Origin of the sequence: Pantoea sp. FN0305 (genome assembly GCF_050113845.1) — a bacterium.
Classification (GTDB): Bacteria; Pseudomonadota; Gammaproteobacteria; order Enterobacterales; family Enterobacteriaceae; genus Mixta; species Mixta alhagi.
Map to the genome: position 1 here is coordinate 321,534 of NZ_JBNJSN010000005.1, position 21,919 is coordinate 343,452.

Genomic DNA, 21,919 nt, shown 5'->3' on the forward strand with positions numbered 1-21,919 from the left:
TTGCTTTAGATCAAAATATAAGATTCCAATTATTTAATAATGCTTCTGTAACGACAGGTGCCTTGCATCCCCTCCAGAGATAATGGATTTCCCTTAATGGAGGGTTATTTTTTCGTCTGATATTTTATAATTTCACTGACTTAACTCTCTTGCTCCCTGCTTAACAATCCCATCCCAGCTGCTCACGGACAAGCTTACGATAAGGCGTATTGATGCTAGCTGGAACTTTTTTCAGATAGTTTTGAGCATGCTGAAGCTTTTCTCCCTCAAGTAAGCCGAGATATTCCAGGATATCTTCAGCGCAAGGGATACGGCCTTCAAGACCAGAAAATCTTGGCGGCAGAGCCGTCCATATTACCGCATCCAGCTTTTGCGCTACGGCCCAGTTAGCCAGAACCCCGGTTGGCATGCTTTTCAGTAAAAATTTTCCTACGCCATCCTCACGAGAGTCAGGGATTTTTTCTCGTTCGCGCAGGGAGGAGACAGCATGCTGGAGGGTATTGGTATCCAGCAAAGCCCAGTAAACCTGTATAGGTGGAGCATTCATGCAGATGGCAGTAGCCAGTTCGCCCTGATCCCCTACACGGGAAAACTCAATTGGCATAACAGGACCGTCCGGGTTCCAGTCAAAAGCTAAAGGTAAATTTTCCGGCTTCCAAATAAGCGAACCCCAGGCAAGGCAGGCAATTTTCATTTTTTATTCCCCGTTTTTATTGTAATTAATATTTTGCCCGGTCAGGCTGAAAGGATGTTAAAAGGCTGGCACAACCACCGCGTCCCGGGTAAAAAACATTTTGTTTTTCTTTGATTTTATAAATATTTTTATACTTCAGATGAGTTTACTGGCGGCTCCTTTTTTGTTCATATTTTAAGCATAGGGTATGCTTAACAAAAAGCCAGCGCTAAAAATTTATATTGTAGAAATGAAATAATCACGTGAGCGATATTAGCTTAATGCATGATGTTGTAGCTGTTTTCACAGGCGTTAAGCTTGAGACCTTTTTCATATCATTGAAAAGAAAAACTATAAGATAATAAATGCTATGCATCAGACGCACCCACCGCAAGCGCCATACATTGCACCTCATGCCAGTTTGCTCATTTGGCTACGCGTAACCACAGTTGAAACAGACGTGGCGTGGATGCAGAAAAGGCCCGTCAAAGCGAGCCTTACAGGATTTTGCCGTTATCTGTTCTCGTTACCAAGGCGCTTTTTAATTACCTGATGCAGTAGAATCATCATCGCGCGGAAACTTTTCGCATAAAGCAGTACTCATTTCTATAACCGCATCTACGAAGTTACCTGGTAACTCAATTTCCGGATGTTGACGCAGTACCTCAACCAGTACCGCTCCTACAAGTAAATCCTTTTTCAATGCCAAAGCCATAACCGTTTCCCGGTTTTCTGTAAAGGAGATGTGATCTATAGCACAGGATTTATAACCATGAATGAACGTCTCTGTATCTATTGTATACAGATGTAAAATCCCCAGCGAAGCAAGGAGCCTGTAACACAGAGTGCACGGGATGAATGAGAATCTGCCCTCTTCATTGCCAGAACACTTTATGATGTCGTGGGAGGCCTACAAAGCGAGGCCAGGCCATTCTGTAATCGCCACAGGTTTAACAGACACCTCAGAGTCATTTAAAATGACTTGAAGAGAGGTGCCCATGAGCGGTAAGCGTTCTCCCGAAGAGTTTAAAATTGAAGCAGTCAAACAGGTTGTTGATCGCGGTCATTCTGTTTCCAGCATTGCAACACGTCTCGATATCTAAGCTGGCTTATTATTTCTGGCCATGAACGTTCCTGCATTGCCATCACCAGGATCAACGAACGTAATATCTTCAGGGCTACGACGCGGGCTATCTAACGACAGGAAAATAACTGGTTCTTCCAGTAGAGTTGGCAGCGCGTGTACAACGTTACGCTCGAAAAACAGTAGGTGACCGGGAGCAAATTCAGCCTCATCACTGGGATCTTCCATCCAGAATGTGCCCCGTCCGGAAAGCACATAAAGGTACTCATCGCATTGCTGGTGAAAGTGCGGCTTTACGCCATGATAGGCACGAAAAACACGGCAGCTCGCTTCAGGTCTGTCAGTGAGATACTCGTCAGCCAGCATGCTGTCTGAATATTCCGGCAGCCGCCTGGCGATTTCAGCCAGTATGAAACGTGCGGAACGCGTCTGTTCTGGCATTTCATTTTCCTTCTATAACGCCTGGTTAAACAGCAAAGGAATCCCCGTCCGGGATTCCAGCCTGACAGCGTAGTCCCGAACAGCGGGGGGAAAAGAAAGTGCTTTTACGATGGACAAGCAGCGCAGCAGTGGCCACAGAACGATATCGTTGATATCAGGTTGCTGACGAAGCTGTAACAGCGGTACCAGAGCATGCAGTTTAGGCAGCATTTCATCAATGAGAGCAGACGTGCGGACTGTTAAAGCGGCCAGGTCACCAAAGGCTTTTTCCTCGCGCTGACGATAAGCCTCACGGGATTCCGGCGTGGACAGCTCGGGAAAATCACCCTGTGTGAAACGCGGAATGAACAGCTTAAGGGCAACAGGCCAAGCATCATTTATCCATGCCTCTGTTTCGGGCGTGACCTGACCCGAAAACGCCGTTGTGCCGGTTCCGTCAATATAACGCACAATATCCAGACTTTCTGTCATATGCGACCCGTCCTCTTTTTCCAGAATAGGTACCACCTTTTTGCCTACCAGACGAACAGGCGTATCCGCATCTTCCTCCATAATGATGGAAAGCGTCACAGGCTCATTATTCAGGGCGAACGCCATACGTGCCCGCGTGCAGAAGGGGCAATGATCGTAAACATAGAGCTTCATGCTGCGCCCCCGGCCAGCGGTTTCAGCGCGATAATTTCTGACGACTCAATATATTGTGGAAGCTCAGAAAACAGAGCCTGAATATGCGGCGCATTCAGATGGCGATCGAGCAATGCCTGACTTTGCCACTCTTCCGTCCAGATAAAACGACCCGCATCCTTCGTATCAAGATTGAGCTGGTAACTGATGCAACCTTCTTCAGCAAGCGTGGTATCAATAACCGAACGAAACAGTTTTTCAACCGTGGTTTCGGTGCCGGGCTTTACGCGAAAAATAGCAATTACGGGAACAGTCATGATCTACCTTCTTAGGTTACTGGCTAATAACTTACTTAAAAGTAACCATTAAGCTGACAGGACGCAACAATTTTGTTATCTTCCAGCAGCAGAGGAAAAATGATGGTTAATATGTCGAAAAGGGCTGAGCGCGCCGCTCATACACAGGCGAAACTCCGCAAAGCGGCTATAAAGGTCTTTGCGCGGAAAGGTTTTCACGAAACAAAAATCAGCGACATCGTGGCTGAAGCAGGCGTAAGCCAGCCGGCTTTTTATCTGTACCATGACAGTAAGGAAGCGCTTTTTGAAACGCTGGTCAGCGAGTTTCGCAGTGAACTGCGCGAAGCAACCCGTCAGTGCCTGATTTCTCCCGGACTTAACCCGGATCTTCTGTATGAAGATTTACGTCAGAGCTTTATGCGCTTTCTGACCGTACTGTGCAGAGACCGTGATTTAACAGAGATGAGTTTTTTTCAGACTTTCAGTGGTGAGGCTACAAAGGTACAGATGCTCGAATGGATTGCTCTGAACATGGAGCGGGAGCAGCAGGCAGGTATTCTGCGTGGCGATATCTCCGTCCGTTATCAGGCAAGACTGGTTCTGGGAATACTCGACCAGATGTCCCGCATTGCCGAGCGTGACCAGGACGTTGAGGAACTGGCGGGAGTTTGTGCCAGGCTTTTTTGTGACGCTCTTGCATCGAAACACTAATAGGGGTCCGCCTGGAAAAGGGAAATCATCCCATGCCAAGACTGTTTTTTGTACAATGCGGTATCGACTGTGCGTAATGCGCGGTATTTTCCGGACCCTAACTTAATATTATTACGCCAGACGTAATCGCCACTCAGATTGATATGTTCCCAGCCCAGGTGAGAAAGATGAGATACCAGTTGATCATTAATCGGAATACCTTTTCGTTTCAGTGACTCAATGGCTCTTTCTATATATACCGTGTTCCATAATGTGATTGCCGCAGTCAGTAACGTCAGTCCACTGGCGCGGTAGCTCTGATTCTCCAGCCCACGATCCCTGATTTCACCCAGCCGGTGCATAAACACCGCTCGCGCAAGGGCATTACGGGCCTCCCCCTTATTCAGCCCTGCCTGTACGCGTCGGCGCAGACCGGAATCACGAAACCAGTCCAGCATAAACAGTGTCCGCTCGATGCGGCCAATCTCTCTCAGCGCTTTGGCAAGTCCATTCTGTTTTGGGTAACTGGCTAACTTTTTAATCATCAGCGATGTGGTGACAGTCCCTTGTTTAATCGAGGTTGCCAGGCGTAATACCTCATCCCAGTGCGCCTCAATGTCTTTGATATTCAGGCTGGTTGTTGATATGACGGACTGAAGCCCCGGATAGCGCTCGGCCTTTCCATGAATAAACAGCCGCTTGTCATGAAGATCCCGGATCCTCGGCGCAAAAGCGAATCCCAGCAGATGCATCAAAGCGAAAACATGTTCAGTGAAACCTGCGGTATCGGTGTAATGCTCGGTAATTTCCAGATCGCTTTCATCATACAGCAGACCATCAAGCACATGGGTTGAGTCGCGCACCCGGCTGATCACTTTGGCGTAGAACGGGCTATATTGGTCTGTGATATGCTTATAAATATGCACGCCCGGCTCGTGACCATACCCAAGGTTGACCTGACCCGCATAACGCCCGTGACTGCCTACCCGAAAGTTTTGCCCATCTGACGACGATGTTGTACCGTCGCCCCAGAATGCAGCCAGAGGTCGCGCTTTCTGAGCGTTGACCAGCTCGGCCAGTGCCGCTGAATAGGTTTCATCCCAGATGTACCATGCCTGAATACCTTCGAGTGACGATTTTGTTGCCCCCGGGCAGGGCTCCGCCATTTTTGTCAGCCCCAGATTGATGCCGTCGGCCAGAATAGTGGTCAGCAACAGTCTTCCGTCTTTTGGTCTGACGTTATTATTTTTGAGGTGTGAGAAGTGACGCGTAAACCCCGTCCAGTTGTCCACTTCTTCCAGTCTCTCCGTAATTTTCGGATGAGGAAGCATGCCATAAACCAAATCGGCAAAGGGGGAAGCACCCGAAGGAACCTGTTCTCCAGCGGAGTGATTTTTACGCCTTTATCTGAGATATCAACATCGGGCAAATCACCGGCAAGAGCCATCGCGTTAACTTCTTCCAGACGCGATGCAAGAAGCGTCATACGGGCCTGAAGGTATGCCCGGCAATCGGTCTGAACGGTCAGTTGTAACTGGTCATTATGTCGGGATGTGTAGTGGTCAACTAAAACTGGCGTAGCCTTTTTTAGTATGTCGTTTTCCATTTCAACACGTTGTAGCTTTTTCTTCAGCTCGCGTATTTCGATTTGTTCCGGGGTTATGGGGGAGGCTTTTGGCGTTTTACCCTGACGTTCATCACACAACTGCTTTACCCATCGAGTCATGGTTGAAAGACCCACATCCATAGCACTGGCTGCATCTGCCACCGTGTAGTTCTGGTCAAGAACCAGTTGAGCGGATTCGCGTTTAAATTCTGCGCTGAAGCAACGTCAGAAACAAACCATACCCACCTGGCCTGAGAAATTGAGCAGCTTATTTGCCAGCATACAGCCAATATCCTGCTTCAGCAGAAGCTATCAACATACTGACCGTTAGCAGCTCCGGCTGATGATGGTCATTTTTTAAATAGGCCGGTAATATTGCATTAGGAAGAAAACGGATCCCGGCATTAGGAAAATAGCAGCGGAAATTAAAGCCCGTCATATCAACCTGACACTGTTCTACGTAATCCTCAAAAAAATCAAGCGCGTCCTCCGGTAACACCGTTTTTTTACCAGTGCTTAAAGATGCCTCATCAGGCATATCCCAGAAATGCTTTTTTAGAAGCGCCCGCACGCGTTCTGCTTTATCCATTTTGAATTTTCCTATCCTACGATCAGCCTGTAACGGTGTATGACATTCCGGGTTATCATTGCCAAATCATACGCGGTCAGAACCGCCCCTATCCAGGGCAACCAGCGGCCAATACAAGTTCCAACACTTGTGGGGTAGGCCCATTCTCCCCTGAGCATTTTTGCCCAGGTGATAGTCCTTCTTCCCTTCTTGAATCTCTGCCGGATCAACGTTCTGCTTGCCAGCGAAAGTGGACTTGTCCCTCTTGTCGCCATGCCAGCACCCAGTTTACTGCTTACAGGAATAACAAGGAGGCTGACCAGCATAGAGGCAATAGTCAGTATATCGATCGCATCACTGAACTGTTTTCTAAAATCATTCCTGTTTTTGCAAAGAAATTCATCCTGCCGCTGCTGTATTCCGCTGTCCAGATTTAGCCTGGCGATAAAATTTACCGGATTGATTGCATCCATCTCATCTGCCTGGTCAGCGACCAGCGAACCGTAACAGGATGCGCCCCCTGCCCTGAGCTGCCACTCTGAACGCACCCATAACATGGAGTGCATCAGATGTCTGATTATCATCATGGTGTCCGCGTCGTCGAGATCAACGACGGCACGCGCACCATTTCCACCGTCTCCAGGGCCATTGTCGGCATGGTCTGCACTGCAGAAGATGCCGATGCCACCGCCTTCCCGCTCAATGAACCGGAGCTGCTGACTAACGTCCTGTCGGCCATCGGCAAGGCGGGTAAAAAAGCACGCTGGCCGCCGAGCTGCAGGCCAGGCCAAACCCGTCTGCGGAATGTAACAAGCTGACGCCTGCCGTTGCGGCTGAATTCACGGGTATTGCGGTGCGCCATATCGACCAGACGCAGGAGACGGGCGCTAAATTTCTGACACGGCTTGCTTCGCTGCATGGCACGGTGGCGGCCATCAAGGCGGGGCGCCTGCTGTTTATCCGCCCCGGCGCGGGCGTGACCGTCAGCGGTAAACCGATCCCGCAGCTGCCCCTGACGCGCCAGGACGGCGACCGGCACAGCTTCAGCATTGCCGATCGCGGTACCTATACCGGCGTGACGTCCAGCAGGCTGCACACCAGAGACCCGAAGCTGAAAAGTTCAAGCTGCAGCGCAAGCCCAAAGAGCAGCACCTGCGTGCGCTGGAGCATCCCGCTGCAAAGAAAAAGAAAACTACGGCCACAAAGGAGCCGGAGGCCCGTGAGGGGGAATACCTGGCGGGCAGTGAAGATAATGTCTTTGCGCTGACCACAGTTTACCTCACGAAGGCGGCTGCCATGCGCGCGGCAAAAGCGAAGTGGGAAAAACTGCAGCGCGGCGTCGCGGAGTTTTCGCTGACGCTGGCGATGGGCCGGGCTGACCTTTTCCCGGAGACGCCGGTCAGGGTGAGCGGCTTTAAATCCGTGATCGATGCGCAGCCCTGGCACATCAGTAAGGTAACGCACAGCCTGAGCGGCAACGTGTACACCACCACGCTGGATTTTGAGGTGCTGTTGTCCGATATAGGATATGAAGTAACAACAGGCAAGTAGAAAAATGAAGAGGATTAAGTAGTTCAGATAAGATTTAAATGGGATTTAGTAAGCGGCATCATACTTTATCTGATGCCGTCATACATGTGCGGCGCTTTTACATGCTGCCAAGTAAAATTACTCAGAGATCATACTCAGCAAGGAGTTCTTCTACTTGCTTGTTACCTGGATATTTTTTCTTAAGCTGTTCTTGCTGCCGGCGAGCCACCGTGCAATATTTATCTGCGCCTGCTTCAATTTCCTTTTGTCGGCTTTTGGGCAAAGAACTATCCCATTCACCTGCAAAATGCTGACACTCTTCAGCATTATCCTGAAAAGCTTTCACATCAGCCTGAAGTGACTCAGCCTGCACAGCGGAACAACTAACTGTCAGCAATAAGGTCGTTACCGCCATAATAATTTTTTTCATCTTATCTCCCATCCGATGACCAGCGGGGCTTGTCTCGGGCACCACCGTGGTATTTGATGATGAGCCACGTATTATCCTATACTTTCGCCAGCCACTTTATGATGGGCGGCGGTAATATTCGGGTGCTTCAGCGTATTCCCGGCCACTCAGATATCAGAGTCACTATGCGTTATGCGCATTTCACGCCAGGCCATCTGGAAGACGCCATTTATTTAAACCCGCTGCAAAGAATAAAAACCGCGTCCACAAACTGACTATAACGGGTCAACAGAGGGGGGATATAGAGTAGAACAGGATGCTGAGTGAGTCATTGATTTTTACATAAGTTAATGTTTTTGAATATTGGATAAAAAAAGACCGAATACTAATCGAATCCAATATAATCAATCAGTTATGGTGTGTTGTGGCGACATTTTGACTACATCGCCACAATTATTGAAAATTTTTTGAAAGAAAAAATCAAATAAGTCTCATGAAAAATATTTTTTTCTATGCCATCTAAGGTAGGAGCAATTTTTAGGGCTAATGGGGAAGTTTCTTTTAATATCAACACCTAACTTTTCTAAAACATCGCTGCCTTGTAATTGCTCCGAAATAATAATGCGGCCATTATCTTCAAAGCTTATTAAACCTCTATCAAAAAGGACGTCAATACTAGAAGATAATAGTAGACCATTTGCAGGATCTAATCTTTCCTGATTAGTAGAGTATTTCCAAGGTTTAATATGGCTTGCTCTTAATAAAACCTTGAGATCGATTCCAGTAACAATACATTTTTTATGTAGTGAAATGACATCTTTTCGAAACTTTCCTTGACCAATTCTCGCATCAACCAATTGCTGACGTTCAGTTATAGTAAGGCCTTGATCTTGCTCAATAGCGGAAACATCCTCATCGATTTCATTTATTTCTTTTTCTATGACATTTGAACCATAAGAACTTTTTTCAACAATTTCAAAACCCAACCCCTTCAAAATTTCAAAACAAGGCGTCTCATTACCGCCAGAAAACTCATCAGAAAATAAAGGCCTACCTAATACTTTAGCTGCAGAAAAACCAAAAATCACTTTGGGCGCAAAAAAATTAAGACTATATTTTAGGTCGTAAGTTGATGATTGTTGGTAATTATAAAGTGATTTCTTCAATACTTTATAGTTATTTATAACATCTATCACATCATTTCTTTTCAGTTTACCAAGTAAATCATGGATGTTTTTTATTCTGTTATTAGAACCTTTTTCCAACTCAATTACTTTCCCATGAGATAGATAGACACCAGCTCTAGACAACAGAAAATTGGCTACGTAATCTGGAATCTCAGAACAGTAACCCTGTTGAGACTTGCCTTCATTAGTTATCGGAGAGTATTTAATCTTTTTATTATCGAGTAAGTATTTTTTGTGTTCTAAAATTTCTATATGTCTTCCCAAAGTAAAATGATTAAACTTCACCCTCCATATGTCGCCTTTTTCATCAGATTCATATATGACTGAACTATCTGCAAAACCGATATGACTAATAATGCCTCTGGAACAGAAAAATAGCACGTCCCCTTTTCTGATATTTTTAACTGACTCTCTAAAATAATTATATTTATCTAATGGCCGAGACTTGATATAACCATCTGCTAACTCTTCTTGCTGAGATTTTGGTTTTTGTGTAATCCAGAAATAGTTCATATACGTACCAGTTTGAAATGTAATTGAAATGACATCGGTTAATTGAATTGCATCGCCTTGAAATTATCATCAATTAATATGAGCGAGATTAAGATTTTTCCATATCATTTTTCTTTTAGAAATTATATTCCATAGTTAGCACAACATTACCAGCTGCACTGACCTCTTCAATACCACAAATAAAGTTAGAAAATTTATTAGAAACGCTAATTTTCCGCCCCGGCAACATCGCAACATCATAAATGTCATACTTATCATCCACGCCAAGCAACCAGCGTCCATTACTAATGCTGGAAACACTCGCATCAATAATCCATGCTCCGGAGTTGCTTGAAATAAAGATTGGTTCAACAAGATCATGCGGGACGAAGCCTAAATCGCCTGCCCAACTACCTGCTTCTTGCAATACACCTGACATCAGATTTTTACGCGGAATAGCCGTTGCAGTACTTTCTTTTGCACTTTCGCCCGGCTGTACGCCCTTTCCTGTCGCCAGCCACTGCAAAGACACGCCGGTATCAAGCGCACAAGTCACCACCACATCGCCAGGGAAATAATTTCTGCGTACCCAGGTGCTGACCGTACCAGATGAGATACCTAGCAGCTCGCAGAGCTGTTTTTGCAGAGTGAAGCCGTAAGCATCCATGATGCGGCGCAAAACTGGCTTGCCGCCGTTTGAAGTGATCTCGGCATAGAGAGCTTTTCCTTTAGGGTTATTAGATCCGCTATCGAAATTTGCTTTTGCAAGCTCTCCAGTAACTAGCCACTGTAGGTCAGCACCGGTATCCAATGCACATTTAATGATGGCATTACCCGGTACGCTATCTCGTTGCGTCCAGCCGCTTATGTTATTAGCAGGAATATCAAGCGACGCCGCAAGGTCTTTCTGGGTGTTTACGCCATAAGAAGACATGAGTCTTTCTAAAATTTCGACGCTACCGCCCTTCCCTGAATTCATAGGAACACCATAAAATGACAAATAATCATTTACCAAATCGTCTTTACGATCTAAAGTGTTCTCACACCACATGAAACACCGTAGAACAAAACGAACCAAAGGAGATATTGCGTTATGCATACTGAAAATGCAAACAGTGGAAACGCTTTTGAATTACCTCAGTCACCAGAGTTAATTGCTAACCTTGCTGCTGCATTAATGCCTGCACTTAGTGCGGCGGTTAACACTGCTGTTGAAAAAGCACTGGCGCTCAACACCTCCGCCACCATGTCCAAAGAAGATTTCGCCGCCGCGAACGGCATTAGCAAGTCCGTATTAGAGAAATGGATTGCTAATGGCGTCGTACTTCTCGCCCCTACTCCAACCAGTACCGTTAAACGCACGGTGGAATGCAAAAAGACCGGCCAGACGCGCACTGACGTGATGGAAAAACACGGTAATGCTCTGATTAACGTTGCTGCATGGCGTGAAAAAAACCTGCAGCACGCCATGAACTGTCGTTACATCAAACGCTAACTTGATTTTGCAAGTTTCAAGGATTCGAATCATGTTTGATTATCAGGTCTCTAAACACCCTTACCTCGATAATGCCTGCCGGCAATTTGCACAGAACCACAACCTGAGTCAGTTGGCTGGCAAAGTAGAGATGAAGCCACAGGTATTGCGTAACAAGCTGAATCCCGATCAGCCGCACCAGTTAACGCTAACTGAGGTCTTGCAGCTTACCGATATCACTGAAGACTCGACGCTGGTCGATGGCCTGCTGGCACAGCTTCATTGTTTGCCTTCAGTACCAGTGAACGAACTGGCAGCGGAAAAGCTGGCGTCTTATGTGATGAATGCAACAGCTGCTGTTGGTCAGGTTGCTGCCGGCGCGGTATCAACCGAGCGTATGACGCAGTCACGCAAAAATGCTTTCGTCGATAGTGTGAATTCAGGTATTCGCTGCCTGACACTGGCGGCAATGGCCGTTCATGCTCGTATCCATACTAACCCGACGATGGCTTCTACGCTCGATGCTGTAAGCGGTCTCGGCGCTTCTATCGGTCTGAGCTGAGGTAACTATGCCCTTTTCAGTCGCACCACTTTTGAAGCGTCAGAGCCAATTGCCAGCGCACGGGCATGGCTGGATTACAGGTAAGAACGGTAAACGCTGGCATCCATGTCACGGTCAACAGCAACTATTGAATGAACTGACAACCCGGCCTCAAAGCGTTATCGAACGCATGAAAGTTGTTATCGGAGGTTTCTGTGAGTAATGCAGCCCTCGCTGTACCACAAAAACACGCAACGGCACCTTTTACCGAAATTCGTCTGGTGCATGCGCGCGTGGATAAAGTCGAAAGAATGACATTTGACGAGTTTCGGAAAACGTGGCGGCAGCTACTAAAGAACAACAGCAATCCGGCACTGAACTATTTCAACCGACAAAACGAAGAGTTCAAGTTTTGCGTAATGACCCTGGCGAACCGTGATGCGCCCGGCTCATTCAAGGTAGATGAAGTCGGTAAACCGTTTGAATATTTTGACGAAAGCCGCCGCGAGCTGATCATCGTGGCAATGAACAAAATGGCGCGCTGGGGCCGTATCCTGCCGCGTCAGTTCTCTATAGCAGATAGCTTTTTAGCTGAATAAATAACCCAATCGAAATTAATGGCGTAAACCCGCCGGGCATTCTTTTGCCTGAAATCTGGAGATAGATAAATGCGAAATATTGAAACCCATAAATATAACGAACATGTGGAAACCATAACGGCGTTATTAAACAACGCACGTATGGATGAGCGTAAAGGCCGCGCGCAGGTTATTTCTGAACGCCTGACTGAACTAGCTGCACATATCAACCAACAGGGTCTGAATGGTGTTGAAGCCGCTGAGCTGATCCGCCGCGAAGCCGAGCGTTACGACAACGAATCACGGGAGCTGCACTAATGGCTGATACTATGGATTTGGTACAGCAGCGCACTGAAGAAATGCTGGCGCGCAATATCGCAGCTGTTATCCGTCGACCGATACAGGTCAGTGCGTTTTTTTGTGATGACTGTGACACAGAAATCCCGGTAGCACGACGCCAGGCCATAACGGGTGTTACCCGTTGTGTTGCATGTCAGGAAGTGGCTGAACTTAAAAGCCGCCATTATCACGGCGGCCTCTGATGTATCAGGAATACGCCTACCCGTGGAACGCGCCACGGGAGGCCATCGCCAGTCCATACCCCACATATGAAGAAACCCGCCGCCGCGATCAGCTGATTGCGGCGCTGCTGCATGCGCAGGAGCTACTGGAAAAACAACCCGTGCTGGTACAGCTTGATGTTAAACGTCGCGTCAGTGAACTGGAGAAAACTTACGGTACAGCTCGTGCCAATGCGTACTTAGCAAAAACCTTTGTTGAGCGCACATTGCCACGCGTTGAAAAAGTTAACGCGCAATATCGTCTCGGCGATATGAACACAGGAACCTTTGCCCTGCTGACCGGCAATGCCGAAGAGCATAAAGGCGCGGCGAGTGCTGCCGGCACGCTATGGGAGCTGATGCGCCGTTTTAACCGGCTGCCTGATATGGCCCGTGCCGATGTTGACCTGTTGGCCGGCGATATCGCCAATTTTATCCTGGCGGAAATGGCGCAGGCGCACGGTCAGGCCGGCGGCGAATCAGATTACAAATATACTCACCGTATTTATATGACCGCGGCGGCTATCACCCGTGAGCTGAGCCAAACGCCACCGTTGTGGGATAAGGTTACCTCCCGCCTGTTTTGCCCGGAAGACGTTGCCCCGGCCATCATACGTATGCAAAACGAAAAATGGTGGAAAGGACGTCTGCGCCGTGTTGCTGCCTCATGGCGTGAACATCTGCAAATCGCCCTGGCAAACGTCAGCAAAAAGCACACCCCTTATGCCAGTTCAATGACCGTTATCGAATGGCGAGAACAGAAGCGTCGTACCCGCGAGTTTCTCAAGGGCATGGAGCTGGAAGACGAAGAAGGCAATCGCATCAGCCTAATTGAAAAATATGATGGCAGCGTCGCGAATCCGGCGATCCGCCGCTGCGAGTTGATGACCCGTATTCGCGGCTTTGAAAATATCTGCAACGAAATGGGCTTTGTCGGGGAGTTTTATACGCTGACCGCGCCGGCCCGCTATCACGCAACTATTAAAACCGGGCATCGCAACCGCAAATGGAACGGCGCCAGTCCGGCCGATACACAGCGTTATCTCTGCAGCGTGTGGCAAAAGATCCGCGCCAAACTTCATCGTGAAGATATTCGTATTTTTGGCATCCGTGTGGCTGAGCCGCATCATGATGCTACGCCGCACTGGCACATGCTGATGTTTATGCGCCCGGAAGATGTGGATCAGGTGCGTCAGGTAATTCGCGATTACGCATACCAGCAGGACGCCGACGAGCTGACCACGGAAAAGGCCCGTAAAGCTCGCTACCATGCAGAAGCAATAGATCCGAAGAAAGGCAGCGCGACAGGATACGTGGCGAAATACATCTCTAAAAACATCGACGGGTACGCGCTGGACGGCGAGCTGGATGATGAAAGCGGAAAAGAGCTGAAGGAAACTGCTGCTGCCGTTTCTGCCTGGGCGGCCCGTTGGCACATTCGTCAATTCCAGTTTGTGGGCGGCGCGCCGGTAACAGTTTACCGCGAGCTGCGCCGCATGGCCGACAGCGAAACCGCCCACGGCCTGAGCGTGGAATTTGCTGCCGCGCATGATGCCGCCGACGCCGGCGACTGGGCTGCCTATGTCAACGCTCAGGGCGGCCCGTTTGTACGTCGTGACGAGCTGGCCGTGCGTACCTGGTATCAGGCAGGTAATGAATGTAATGAATACGGTGAGGAGACAGTACGTATCAAAGGCGTTTACGCCGCATCTGTGGGTGACGATACGCCAATCCTGACGCGTCTGGCTCAGTGGGAGATCGTGCCGAAGCGCGCCGTTAATTTGGGTTTTGAACTTAGGGACGCGCCCGCGTCCCCTCGGAGTTCTGTCAATAACTGTACGGAGCCTAAACCTCATTTTGCTAACGGCGAAGCAGTTATTGATTTCTCAACCCCACCCAGCCAGGCAGAACGCCGCCGGTTATTAAACCGATTACGTGAAAATGCCCCATCTTCTGATCGCAGAACGGCGCCGCCGCCAGGTAATCACGTCAAAGCACGAGAAGAACTTAAAGAAAAAGTATTCGACGTTAATCGTGTATGGCTGACGGAGGGAGAAGTTACGCGAATGATGGCCGGTCATGCGATCAGAATCGGTAGCCGCGCTTACTGGAGCGATGCGACAGGCCGTCTGCGCTACGAGCGTAGCGCTAAATCTTCACCGCTTGAGCGCTTTAATTTGCTGGCTCAGAAGCATCGCAACACTCTGAACGTATAAGAAATCACCAGTCGGAATACTCTGAGCCATACGATTCTTTACGACCCGCGCTCATCATGATACTGTTTATACATACAGTACTCATTACAGATAAGGAGCTAACAGGCTGATGGACATAGATAAAATTAGCGAGACAGTCGCACGTATTCAATTTATAGCCGATGTGTCATTGGTAGCGCACTGTGAAGAAAACGAACTGAAAATGGCTCTATCAATGGTCAGTGACATGGCAAGAACGATTGATACATCCAGCCTGGAAGACCTGATTTTCTATCCTGCAAAACAATAATAAGTATTACTTCCCTCCTTTTTAGCCACCTTTCGCCGGTGGCTTTTTTTCGTTGCAATAAAACGCATGCCGCTGCGTGAATTCGCATGATCTCCAGAAGATCACAAACTCCTTTCCATGCCAGTACTGACGCGCTTCGGCCGACTGCATGCAGTTGCATGAAAAGCGATGCATAAAGCGGGCAGGCGTGGCGGGGATAGCATTGCGCGCGCTGCAGTAAACATGTATGAGCAGGCTACACAGGCAGGGTCGAGTTGGGTTAGATGCTGCAAGCCTGGGATTACAAACTGAGCGGACAAGAAGCCAAAAAGCGTAACTGAGCGCTTATGCAAGCGTCTGTTAAGAACGAGAGGTAGACGTTCTTCAAGGTATTCAAGTGATACTTGCCCAAAGAGTCTGGATAGCTTGCGGCGAGCCAAGTTAGTATATTATGAAAAATGACTGTACAGCCTTGCTTTTAGCATTAACGTGAAGAAGATTTAAGGTGAATGTTCGGTATAATAGCCATATCAAATTAAAATAATGAGTCCTAATTTTGAAAGCGATTGATTTGTTTGCAGGTGCGGGGGGATTCTCGCTTGCAGCCTTTAACGCAGGCATAGAAGTTCAGGCTGCAATAGAGCTGGATACGCACGCTGCAGAAACTTATTACACTAATCTTGTTAAGAAATATCATGCTCAGACACAAGTTTTTTCACAAGATATCAATGACTTTGATATTGATGCATTGATGAAATTCCTGGGGATCGGGCATGGAGAACTAGATATTTTATTAGGCGGCCCACCTTGCCAAGGATTTTCTGTGCACCGTATCAATAATGCAGGGAAGGACGACCCACGTAATGGCCTACTGTTAAGATATTTCGACTTTGTCGAAAAGCTGCGGCCTAAAGCCTTTTTGGTAGAAAATGTTCCCGGTCTTTTGTGGCCACGACACGCAGAATATCTTGAGACCTTCATGTCTCTGATAGCGGAGCATGACTATACTCTTCCAGGCGGCCGTCCTGTCATTCTTAACGCACGAGACTATGGCGTACCTCAGAATCGCAAGCGCGCCTTTATCCTTGCTATACGTAATGATATTTGCACCGAGAACTTGGTTTGGCCACCTGCAGCCACCTGTCATAAAAGTGGCCCGAATCCATGGGTAACAGCATCCACAGTATTTGAGCGTCCGCCAGAAAATGTACTAGATCTCTTTAAAAAGCGTTTGATTGAAAAGTGCCTTTTTAACCCACAGACAGCAGAGCACTGTATTTTAAATCTGCGCTGGGGCAATCCCATAGTAAAAGAAGATCCCTGTAATATAAGGATGAAGCACTCGCCTGAAATGAGCGCGCTTTTTGCTAATACCCCCCTTCTTGGTGACAGACAGGAGTCAGGCCGGCAGCTGGCATGCCATACAGTTCATGATGGCCATAAAGATGTATATGGAAGAATATATCCGCATATCCCATCGAATACCATAACGACCGGCTGCTATAACCCGTCTAAAGGCCGTTTTGTACACCCTTGGCTACCGCACGGCATATCTTTAAGGCATGCAGCACGTCTTCAGACTTTTCCAGATGATTTCATCTTTAAAGGCGGCTCGATTGCGATAGCCCGCCAAATTGGAAACGCCGTGCCTGTCAGATTAGGCGAGATACTCTTGCAAACCATTAAAGCGCTGCTGGAAGAGCCGTCAGCCCCTACTACAAGGCGGCAAAATTTAGATACTATCCCTCGAGAGGAATGTCAATTATGACAAGGCATGTCACTTTTCAGACCCGGGCTAGAACCATTGATCACCTAGGCCGCGAACAGATCGCTGATTGTCCGACAGCTATATCAGAGCTTTGGAAGAATGCTTACGACGCATATGCGACTGATGTAAGCCTACATATTTTTGATGGTGAGATCCCGGTAGCTGCTCTGCTCGATGATGGTCATGGTATGAACCGTAATGAATTTGAGTCGAAGTGGCTTACTGTCGGTACGGAATCCAAAACAAATGGCTTTACCATCCCCGAGAGAGATCGCAATGGTTTATCTGAGCGCCCTAAGCAAGGACAGAAAGGTATTGGTCGACTATCATCGGCTGCCCTAGGTCCACTCTTATTGCTGCTCTCAAAACGTGAAAATCAAGACTATGTTGCTGCACTGATTGACTGGCGATTATTTGAGAACCCGTTTCTTTATCTCAACGATATCCGTATCCCTGTGCGCGAGTTCAGCAATAGAAATGATCTTTCTGAAGCACTTCCTTTGCTTTTCGATCAGATGATGGGAAACATCTGGGGAGATCCGGATGACGAAGCGCGTAATACTCGCCTTACCAATGCCTGGCATGCTTTTAGCGAACAGGAAAAGATAGAAGGTCTAGAACGATCTACCCAGCAGCAAATAGAGCAAACATTGATAAGTGACGTTTTTCGCGAAAATCATTTTAGTAAGTGGTCTGTTTGGACGGGAGCATCTACTCACGGCACAGCTATGTTTATCGCTGATATTCAGTATGACTTAGCCATAAATCTTTCATCAGTTCCGTTAACCCAAGCGGATGACACAGAAAAAAGCACTCGTGAACGTTTTTTTCAGACGCTGTCAAACTTTACAGATCCTTTTGTAGGTGAAAACGAAAGAGCAATTAAGAACTTTACTTACAGTGTTACCAGTTGGTCAGGTAACACCCCGCGGGAAATTATTGGCCCAACGCGGGAATTTGATTTGCGAGATTTGGAAGATCTGGAGCACATCATTGAAGGAGAGGTAGATGATGAAGGCTATTTTCGCGGGCGGGTGAAGGTCTTTGGAAAATGGATCGAAAACTGCGTCATTAAACCACGTCAAGCTTATAAAACAAGAAAAGACAGCGCATTTGGTCAATTTCATCTGCGCATCGGGACCTATGAATTGAATTACCAATCTTCTTCATTGAATGCTGTTCAGCATGCGCATTTCATTGAGCAGTCCGAAAAATATGGAGGTTTTCGTATCTATCGTGACGGATTACGTGTAATGCCTTACGGACGCGTTGATAGCGATTATTTTTCTATTGAAGAGCGTCGTTCAAAAAATGCGGGGCGTCATTTCTGGTCCAACCGTAAGATGTTTGGACGTATTGCTATTACCCGTGAAAACAACCCTAATCTTAAAGATAAAGCTGGTCGCGAGGGTTTTATTGAAAATCGTGCGTCAAAGCTTTTTCGGGAAATTGTTGAAAAAATCCTCATTGATTCGGCCGAATCTTGGTTCGGTAGCTCAGCTAAAACCCGTATTACAGCTCTTGAAGATATCAGGGATAAAAAAGCTCAAATGAAAGCAGAAGAAGACCGGAGCAAACTGCTGAGCAAAGAGCGTAAACGCATTCGAACAGCCATAAATAAAAACATCAGTGAATTGAAGGAGATGGTATCCACTTTGTCTGAATTCCAGATAAATCTTGCTGGTCGCCTAAGTCTTAATGCATTGGAGGAACTACAGTCACTCAAACAAATAACCGATAATTATGCTGAAACGGTACAGGGATATTCGCTGAGTCCTGTACCGGCAAGCTTGGGGAGACTAGAGGATGATTATCGCTCTTACCGTAAAGAAGAGCTACGATGCAAGGAAATCATCCGTGAAATGACAATTGCCATTAATCAGGCGATCACCGCGTCTACACAGAAAACAGATTACGAGAAAGCTCACGAAATATATCGCAGCAAGCTAGCGGCGATTAATAACTCTATCACTCGGTACGCTGCACGAGGTAAAGAAATGCTTGCCCGCCAGCAAGGCGAGTTTGATGAGCTGGTGCGATATTGTCGCGAGCAATACAAACTGAGCATGGATGGGTATCTGGAAGATCTAAGGCTCAATAAGATAATGCTCGCACCTGTGCTAAGTCTTTTAGATTCAGAGCAGCAACGGATAGACATTGAGAATGCTCAGAAGCTTTCCCCTTACATTACAGCACTTGAAAGAATCAACGAACAGATTGACTTGGAAAGTTTGGCTATACATAGCATGAATGAAACCACCCGCCATCGCGATGAGGTGGCGAGATTACATTCTCTAGCTCAGTTGGGCATCACCGTCGAAATTATTGGCCATGAACTTGACGGGCTTGATCAAGAACTGACCTATTCGCTACAGGCCCTACAACAGGCCTCTCTGCAGCCCGCTCTGCATAAACATGTTGCACATGCTCTGCAGAGCCAAAGCACACTGATGGAAAAACTTCGGTTCCTTTCACCTTTAAAGCTTTCGGGTAAGAAAGAAATTACGGCTATCCGCGGAAGCAATATTGAAAACTATGTGACCAGTTATTTTTCTACACAGCTTGCTTCCACTAATATTCAGCTAAACTTTACTCCTGCATTCAAACAAATTACGTTGATGGAATTTCCTGCTCGGATTTATCCAGTATTTATTAATCTTGTTAACAATGCTCTATTCTGGGTACAAAAAACCGATGCTCCTCAGCCCACTATTACTTTAGACTGCATAGGTAATGAGGTCTGGATTAGTGATAACGGACCCGGTGTAGATGAGGATGATCTGACCAATCTTTTTACTCTGTTTTTTACCCGACGTCAAAAAGGGGGGCGCGGCGTGGGTCTCTATCTCTGTAAACAAAATCTGATGGCAGGCGGACACAGTATACGTTACGAAAGTCAATCAATGGCCGGGATAGCTAAAGGAGCTCATTTTGTCATGACATTCAAAGGACTAAAAAATGACTAACGTGAATACCCTTTATGCAGATCTTATAAAAGAAGCCTTTATTACGCCTATTCGCAACGTTACCGTAATTGATGATGAATATCCTACTCTTTTGTCACTGATTGAAGAGGACAGTGGTAGCGCAGGTGTTCGAACTGAGAGGCTTGCAAATGGTGCAAATATTGCGCGGCTAAAGAGTATTATTGCAATGTGTCACTCCCGTTATCGCTGGAGCGTTGATGTGTTTGATGGCAAGACGCCAGCTTTTGGCGGTGAAGATAGTATCCCACCGCACATTCATCACAGCGATCTTATCGTATTGGACTACCATCTTGACGGTAATGGTCCCTCTGATGACGGTCGTCGAGCACGCAACATTATTCAGTCATTGGATCAGAATAACCATTACAATCTAACCCTCGTACACACTAAAGGATTTTCAGATAATATCGAGAAAGTTTTTACCGATATCCTCAGCGATTTTGTTAACATCGATCCGGCGCATCCTTTATGGCCTGAGGCCTCAGTAAATAACCGAATGAATGACTGGCTAGACGATAATGAAGATGGAAAAGGCCAGCGCTGGGTCACGGATGACATCCCATTGCTTATAATCCTTAAGGTTTGCATGTCACCCTCTCCCGCAAAATGTATGGCACCACGTAACCCTTCATGTCCGCTACATGCTTTTGCATCTGATATTCAAAAGGTTGCACTTGAAACAGGCCTTAACGAAACAGATTTAGTACGATGGCGACTGGCAGAACTGCTTAAAGGTTATAACATTCGCCAAGATGCCGGCACGCGTTCTGACCTAAAATGGCACTGGGATGAAGCCACAAATTACATCAGCACGGGTAAGACATTTATTTGCGTTATAAGAAAGAGCGCTGATGAACCCGATGAAGAGCTAATAGGTTCACTTAGTGACGCCCTTATACATCACAATGCCTCCCCCATGCAGCTTCTCATGGCAAAAATGCGTTATGAACTCGATGAACGCGGTATCGGACAGGCTTCGGAAATTATCAGTAACCGCTATGCACAGGCAGGATGGCTATTTCATCTATTACAAAACGGGCAGAGTGATTTTGCACATGATAAAGCTGTCAACCTGCACTGGGAACAACTGGCTAATGCATCACGAGAAGAATTGCGTAGATTTTCAAAGCGCATACTGGAGGCCGCTCAGGCTATGTTCCCTTCTGCAGAAAAACAGTTTGTCGAACATTTCTTCAAAGAATGTATCAGTAAGAAAGAATTGGCGCTGGGACACTTGAATGCTTACTCCTGTTCAATGCCTGTTCGCAATAGTCATCTTGTCACCGGAACTGTTATTGATATTGAAGGAGAATTGTGGGTCTGTCTGACTCCTGCCTGTGATTTGGTACCAGGTCAAAAAAACTCTCAATGGAAGTCACGAATTGGCGATAACTACTTAGTGTTCAGAGCTGTTCGCTTCATTCCGGTCAAGTTGAATAAAGCAAATTCAAATGCGAACCTGAATGACTATATCTATCTGAATATGAATGGCATGCCTATGGCTTACTGGATTGGCAGCGATAATCCGCACTGGGATACGTTTTATGCAGCTGATCTTGGGCGTTTTACTGAAAACTTCGCACTCAATCTGTTTTCACCACGGATTACTGAGCAGGAAACAGAGCCAGCACTTAAAATGACATCCTTAAATGCTCACGCTGTGTCAGAATTACGCTATGAGTATGCGCTTAACCTTTTACACAAATTTGGCGTATCGCAGACGCGTGTCGGTCTGGACTTTATGAATCAGAATAGTATGTGGGAATAAGTATCTCAGGGGCTTAATACTTGCAGGATATCGAGTTATTTCCGCGATGTCCTGCAAATGGTATCCCGTATCTTTTTTGTTATTCTTTCCAGTCACAGCCTAGACAGCGTGATATTAGCTAATAACACGGCGAGCTCTCACTGCCAATTGGTTTTCCTG

Annotated in this window: 22 protein-coding genes and 6 pseudogenes; 16 read left to right on the top strand and 12 right to left on the bottom strand. The window is 47.0% G+C overall.

Annotated elements, in window-relative coordinates; translation table 11 throughout:
• Window positions 1–160: 160 nt before the first annotated feature.
• Window positions 161–694 carry a hypothetical protein gene (locus ACQE3Y_RS12555; RefSeq protein ID WP_426972348.1) on the bottom strand — a complete coding sequence of 178 codons (534 nt, stop codon included), beginning with the start codon at window positions 692–694 and terminating at the stop codon, window positions 161–163.
• 520 nt (window positions 695–1,214) lie between these two features.
• Window positions 1,215–1,388, bottom strand: coding sequence for a hypothetical protein (locus ACQE3Y_RS12560; RefSeq protein ID WP_250650125.1), 174 nt, complete (start codon window positions 1,386–1,388; stop codon window positions 1,215–1,217).
• Between the two features lie 283 nt (window positions 1,389–1,671).
• On the opposite strand from ACQE3Y_RS12560, the pseudogene ACQE3Y_RS12565 reads away from it, so the two are divergent.
• A pseudogene (locus ACQE3Y_RS12565) lies at window positions 1,672–1,773 on the top strand (transposase); the annotation flags it as partial.
• On the opposite strand, the gene ACQE3Y_RS12570 reads toward ACQE3Y_RS12565, so the two are convergent.
• Genes ACQE3Y_RS12570 through ACQE3Y_RS12580 form a run of 3 tightly spaced genes read right to left on the bottom strand, consistent with a single transcriptional unit; the run spans window position 1,773 to window position 3,139 of the window.
• Window positions 1,773–2,198: a cupin domain-containing protein gene (locus tag ACQE3Y_RS12570; RefSeq protein WP_426972346.1), complete on the bottom strand. Its 426-nt coding sequence runs from the start codon at window positions 2,196–2,198 to the stop codon at window positions 1,773–1,775. The pseudogene ACQE3Y_RS12565 and the gene ACQE3Y_RS12570 overlap by 1 nt on opposite strands.
• A gap of 12 nt (window positions 2,199–2,210) precedes the next feature.
• Window positions 2,211–2,843: a glutaredoxin 2 gene (gene grxB / locus ACQE3Y_RS12575; RefSeq protein ID WP_426972344.1), complete on the bottom strand. Its 633-nt coding sequence runs from the start codon at window positions 2,841–2,843 to the stop codon at window positions 2,211–2,213.
• The gene (locus tag ACQE3Y_RS12580) at window positions 2,840–3,139 is read right to left on the bottom strand and encodes a putative quinol monooxygenase (RefSeq protein WP_426972342.1); all 300 of its coding nucleotides are present in this window, start codon (window positions 3,137–3,139) and stop codon (window positions 2,840–2,842) included. Before ACQE3Y_RS12580 ends, grxB begins: the two co-directional genes overlap by 4 nt.
• A 99-nt stretch (window positions 3,140–3,238) precedes the next feature.
• On the opposite strand from ACQE3Y_RS12580, the gene ACQE3Y_RS12585 reads away from it, so the two are divergent.
• On the top strand, window positions 3,239–3,829 hold the full coding sequence (locus ACQE3Y_RS12585) for a TetR/AcrR family transcriptional regulator (protein ID WP_426972341.1): 591 nt from the start codon (window positions 3,239–3,241) through the stop codon (window positions 3,827–3,829).
• Here the strand turns inward: ACQE3Y_RS12585 and ACQE3Y_RS12590 are convergent.
• The 4 genes and pseudogenes from ACQE3Y_RS12590 to ACQE3Y_RS12605 all read right to left on the bottom strand — a co-directional run.
• Window positions 3,826–5,357: pseudogene (locus ACQE3Y_RS12590) on the bottom strand (Tn3 family transposase); the annotation flags it as partial. The gene ACQE3Y_RS12585 and the pseudogene ACQE3Y_RS12590 sit on opposite strands and share 4 nt — an antisense overlap.
• 33 nt (window positions 5,358–5,390) lie before the next feature.
• Window positions 5,391–5,639, bottom strand: a pseudogene (locus tag ACQE3Y_RS12595) (transposase); the annotation flags it as partial.
• Window positions 5,640–5,682: 43 nt separating this feature from the next.
• Window positions 5,683–6,003, bottom strand: a complete 321-nt coding sequence (locus ACQE3Y_RS12600; protein ID WP_426981785.1) for a DUF1493 family protein — start codon at window positions 6,001–6,003, stop codon at window positions 5,683–5,685.
• A gap of 11 nt (window positions 6,004–6,014) precedes the next feature.
• On the bottom strand, window positions 6,015–6,455 hold the full coding sequence (locus ACQE3Y_RS12605; protein WP_426972337.1) for an STM2901 family protein: 441 nt from the start codon (window positions 6,453–6,455) through the stop codon (window positions 6,015–6,017).
• A gap of 96 nt (window positions 6,456–6,551) precedes the next feature.
• On the opposite strand from ACQE3Y_RS12605, the pseudogene ACQE3Y_RS12610 reads away from it, so the two are divergent.
• Window positions 6,552–6,740 (top strand): annotated as a pseudogene (locus ACQE3Y_RS12610) (phage tail protein); the annotation flags it as partial.
• A 41-nt stretch (window positions 6,741–6,781) separates the two neighbouring features.
• Window positions 6,782–7,533 (top strand): annotated as a pseudogene (locus ACQE3Y_RS12615) (contractile injection system protein, VgrG/Pvc8 family); the annotation flags it as partial.
• A gap of 121 nt (window positions 7,534–7,654) precedes the next feature.
• Here ACQE3Y_RS12615 and ACQE3Y_RS12620 read toward each other — a convergent pair.
• Entirely contained in the window at window positions 7,655–7,942 is a 288-nt protein-coding gene (locus ACQE3Y_RS12620; RefSeq protein WP_426972335.1) for a hypothetical protein, read from the bottom strand.
• Window positions 7,943–8,001: 59 nt separating this feature from the next.
• Between ACQE3Y_RS12620 and ACQE3Y_RS12625 the strand changes: the two are divergent.
• A pseudogene (locus ACQE3Y_RS12625) lies at window positions 8,002–8,196 on the top strand (tyrosine-type recombinase/integrase); the annotation flags it as partial.
• Window positions 8,197–8,412: 216 nt separating this feature from the next.
• On the opposite strand, the gene ACQE3Y_RS12630 reads toward ACQE3Y_RS12625, so the two are convergent.
• Window positions 8,413–9,621 (bottom strand): HNH endonuclease, encoded by a 1,209-nt coding sequence (locus ACQE3Y_RS12630; RefSeq protein ID WP_426981786.1) that lies wholly within the window; start codon window positions 9,619–9,621, stop codon window positions 8,413–8,415.
• Window positions 9,622–9,736: 115 nt separating this feature from the next.
• Complete coding sequence (locus tag ACQE3Y_RS12635; RefSeq protein WP_426981817.1) at window positions 9,737–10,579, bottom strand: phage repressor protein CI; 843 nt, start codon at window positions 10,577–10,579, stop codon at window positions 9,737–9,739.
• 114 nt (window positions 10,580–10,693) lie between these two features.
• Between ACQE3Y_RS12635 and ACQE3Y_RS12640 the strand changes: the two genes are divergently transcribed.
• From ACQE3Y_RS12640 to ACQE3Y_RS12690, 11 genes are all read left to right on the top strand, one after another.
• Entirely contained in the window at window positions 10,694–11,095 is a 402-nt protein-coding gene (locus ACQE3Y_RS12640; protein ID WP_426981787.1) for a hypothetical protein, read from the top strand.
• A gap of 31 nt (window positions 11,096–11,126) precedes the next feature.
• Entirely contained in the window at window positions 11,127–11,636 is a 510-nt protein-coding gene (locus ACQE3Y_RS12645; RefSeq protein WP_426981788.1) for a phage regulatory CII family protein, read from the top strand.
• Window positions 11,637–11,643: 7 nt separating this feature from the next.
• Entirely contained in the window at window positions 11,644–11,838 is a 195-nt protein-coding gene (locus ACQE3Y_RS12650; protein WP_426981789.1) for a phage filamentation protein Fil family protein, read from the top strand.
• A gap of 49 nt (window positions 11,839–11,887) precedes the next feature.
• On the top strand, window positions 11,888–12,214 hold the full coding sequence (locus ACQE3Y_RS12655) for a hypothetical protein (protein WP_084970546.1): 327 nt from the start codon (window positions 11,888–11,890) through the stop codon (window positions 12,212–12,214).
• A 69-nt stretch (window positions 12,215–12,283) separates the two neighbouring features.
• Window positions 12,284–12,511, top strand: coding sequence for a DUF2732 family protein (locus tag ACQE3Y_RS12660; protein WP_426981790.1), 228 nt, complete (start codon window positions 12,284–12,286; stop codon window positions 12,509–12,511).
• Complete coding sequence (locus ACQE3Y_RS12665) at window positions 12,511–12,735, top strand: TraR/DksA family transcriptional regulator (RefSeq protein ID WP_426972325.1); 225 nt, start codon at window positions 12,511–12,513, stop codon at window positions 12,733–12,735. The genes ACQE3Y_RS12660 and ACQE3Y_RS12665 overlap by 1 nt, the downstream gene beginning before the upstream one ends.
• A complete protein-coding gene (locus tag ACQE3Y_RS12670; protein ID WP_426981791.1) occupies window positions 12,735–14,969 on the top strand; it encodes a replication endonuclease in 2,235 nt (744 codons plus the stop codon). Before ACQE3Y_RS12665 ends, ACQE3Y_RS12670 begins: the two co-directional genes overlap by 1 nt.
• Before the next feature lie 109 nt (window positions 14,970–15,078).
• Window positions 15,079–15,258 carry a hypothetical protein gene (locus ACQE3Y_RS12675; protein WP_084970531.1) on the top strand — a complete coding sequence of 60 codons (180 nt, stop codon included), beginning with the start codon at window positions 15,079–15,081 and terminating at the stop codon, window positions 15,256–15,258.
• Window positions 15,259–15,793: 535 nt separating this feature from the next.
• Window positions 15,794–17,005 carry a DNA cytosine methyltransferase gene (locus ACQE3Y_RS12680; protein WP_426981792.1) on the top strand — a complete coding sequence of 404 codons (1,212 nt, stop codon included), beginning with the start codon at window positions 15,794–15,796 and terminating at the stop codon, window positions 17,003–17,005.
• Window positions 17,002–19,971, top strand: a complete 2,970-nt coding sequence (locus ACQE3Y_RS12685) for an ATP-binding protein (protein WP_426981793.1) — start codon at window positions 17,002–17,004, stop codon at window positions 19,969–19,971. The genes ACQE3Y_RS12680 and ACQE3Y_RS12685 overlap by 4 nt, the downstream gene beginning before the upstream one ends.
• Window positions 19,964–21,760 carry a response regulator receiver domain gene (locus ACQE3Y_RS12690; protein WP_426981794.1) on the top strand — a complete coding sequence of 599 codons (1,797 nt, stop codon included), beginning with the start codon at window positions 19,964–19,966 and terminating at the stop codon, window positions 21,758–21,760. The genes ACQE3Y_RS12685 and ACQE3Y_RS12690 overlap by 8 nt, the downstream gene beginning before the upstream one ends.
• Window positions 21,761–21,919: the final 159 nt, after the last annotated feature.

Excerpts from the sequence above, each read along its gene's own strand:
- ACQE3Y_RS12555 (WP_426972348.1), bottom strand. The coding sequence starts at position 694 with ATGAAAATTGCCTGCCTTGCCTGGGGTTCGCTTATTTGGAAGCCGGAA.
- ACQE3Y_RS12560 (WP_250650125.1), bottom strand. The coding sequence starts at position 1,388 with ATGGCTTTGGCATTGAAAAAGGATTTACTTGTAGGAGCGGTACTGGTT.
- ACQE3Y_RS12570 (WP_426972346.1), bottom strand. The coding sequence starts at position 2,198 with ATGCCAGAACAGACGCGTTCCGCACGTTTCATACTGGCTGAAATCGCC.
- grxB (WP_426972344.1), bottom strand. The coding sequence starts at position 2,843 with ATGAAGCTCTATGTTTACGATCATTGCCCCTTCTGCACGCGGGCACGT.
- ACQE3Y_RS12580 (WP_426972342.1), bottom strand. The coding sequence starts at position 3,139 with ATGACTGTTCCCGTAATTGCTATTTTTCGCGTAAAGCCCGGCACCGAA.
- ACQE3Y_RS12585 (WP_426972341.1), top strand. The coding sequence starts at position 3,239 with ATGATGGTTAATATGTCGAAAAGGGCTGAGCGCGCCGCTCATACACAG.
- ACQE3Y_RS12600 (WP_426981785.1), bottom strand. The coding sequence starts at position 6,003 with ATGGATAAAGCAGAACGCGTGCGGGCGCTTCTAAAAAAGCATTTCTGG.
- ACQE3Y_RS12605 (WP_426972337.1), bottom strand. The coding sequence starts at position 6,455 with ATGGATGCAATCAATCCGGTAAATTTTATCGCCAGGCTAAATCTGGAC.
- ACQE3Y_RS12620 (WP_426972335.1), bottom strand. The coding sequence starts at position 7,942 with ATGAAAAAAATTATTATGGCGGTAACGACCTTATTGCTGACAGTTAGT.
- ACQE3Y_RS12630 (WP_426981786.1), bottom strand. The coding sequence starts at position 9,621 with ATGAACTATTTCTGGATTACACAAAAACCAAAATCTCAGCAAGAAGAG.
- ACQE3Y_RS12635 (WP_426981817.1), bottom strand. The coding sequence starts at position 10,579 with ATGAATTCAGGGAAGGGCGGTAGCGTCGAAATTTTAGAAAGACTCATG.
- ACQE3Y_RS12640 (WP_426981787.1), top strand. The coding sequence starts at position 10,694 with ATGCATACTGAAAATGCAAACAGTGGAAACGCTTTTGAATTACCTCAG.
- ACQE3Y_RS12645 (WP_426981788.1), top strand. The coding sequence starts at position 11,127 with ATGTTTGATTATCAGGTCTCTAAACACCCTTACCTCGATAATGCCTGC.
- ACQE3Y_RS12650 (WP_426981789.1), top strand. The coding sequence starts at position 11,644 with ATGCCCTTTTCAGTCGCACCACTTTTGAAGCGTCAGAGCCAATTGCCA.
- ACQE3Y_RS12660 (WP_426981790.1), top strand. The coding sequence starts at position 12,284 with ATGCGAAATATTGAAACCCATAAATATAACGAACATGTGGAAACCATA.
- ACQE3Y_RS12665 (WP_426972325.1), top strand. The coding sequence starts at position 12,511 with ATGGCTGATACTATGGATTTGGTACAGCAGCGCACTGAAGAAATGCTG.
- ACQE3Y_RS12670 (WP_426981791.1), top strand. The coding sequence starts at position 12,735 with ATGTATCAGGAATACGCCTACCCGTGGAACGCGCCACGGGAGGCCATC.
- ACQE3Y_RS12675 (WP_084970531.1), top strand. The coding sequence starts at position 15,079 with ATGGACATAGATAAAATTAGCGAGACAGTCGCACGTATTCAATTTATA.
- ACQE3Y_RS12685 (WP_426981793.1), top strand. The coding sequence starts at position 17,002 with ATGACAAGGCATGTCACTTTTCAGACCCGGGCTAGAACCATTGATCAC.
- ACQE3Y_RS12690 (WP_426981794.1), top strand. The coding sequence starts at position 19,964 with ATGACTAACGTGAATACCCTTTATGCAGATCTTATAAAAGAAGCCTTT.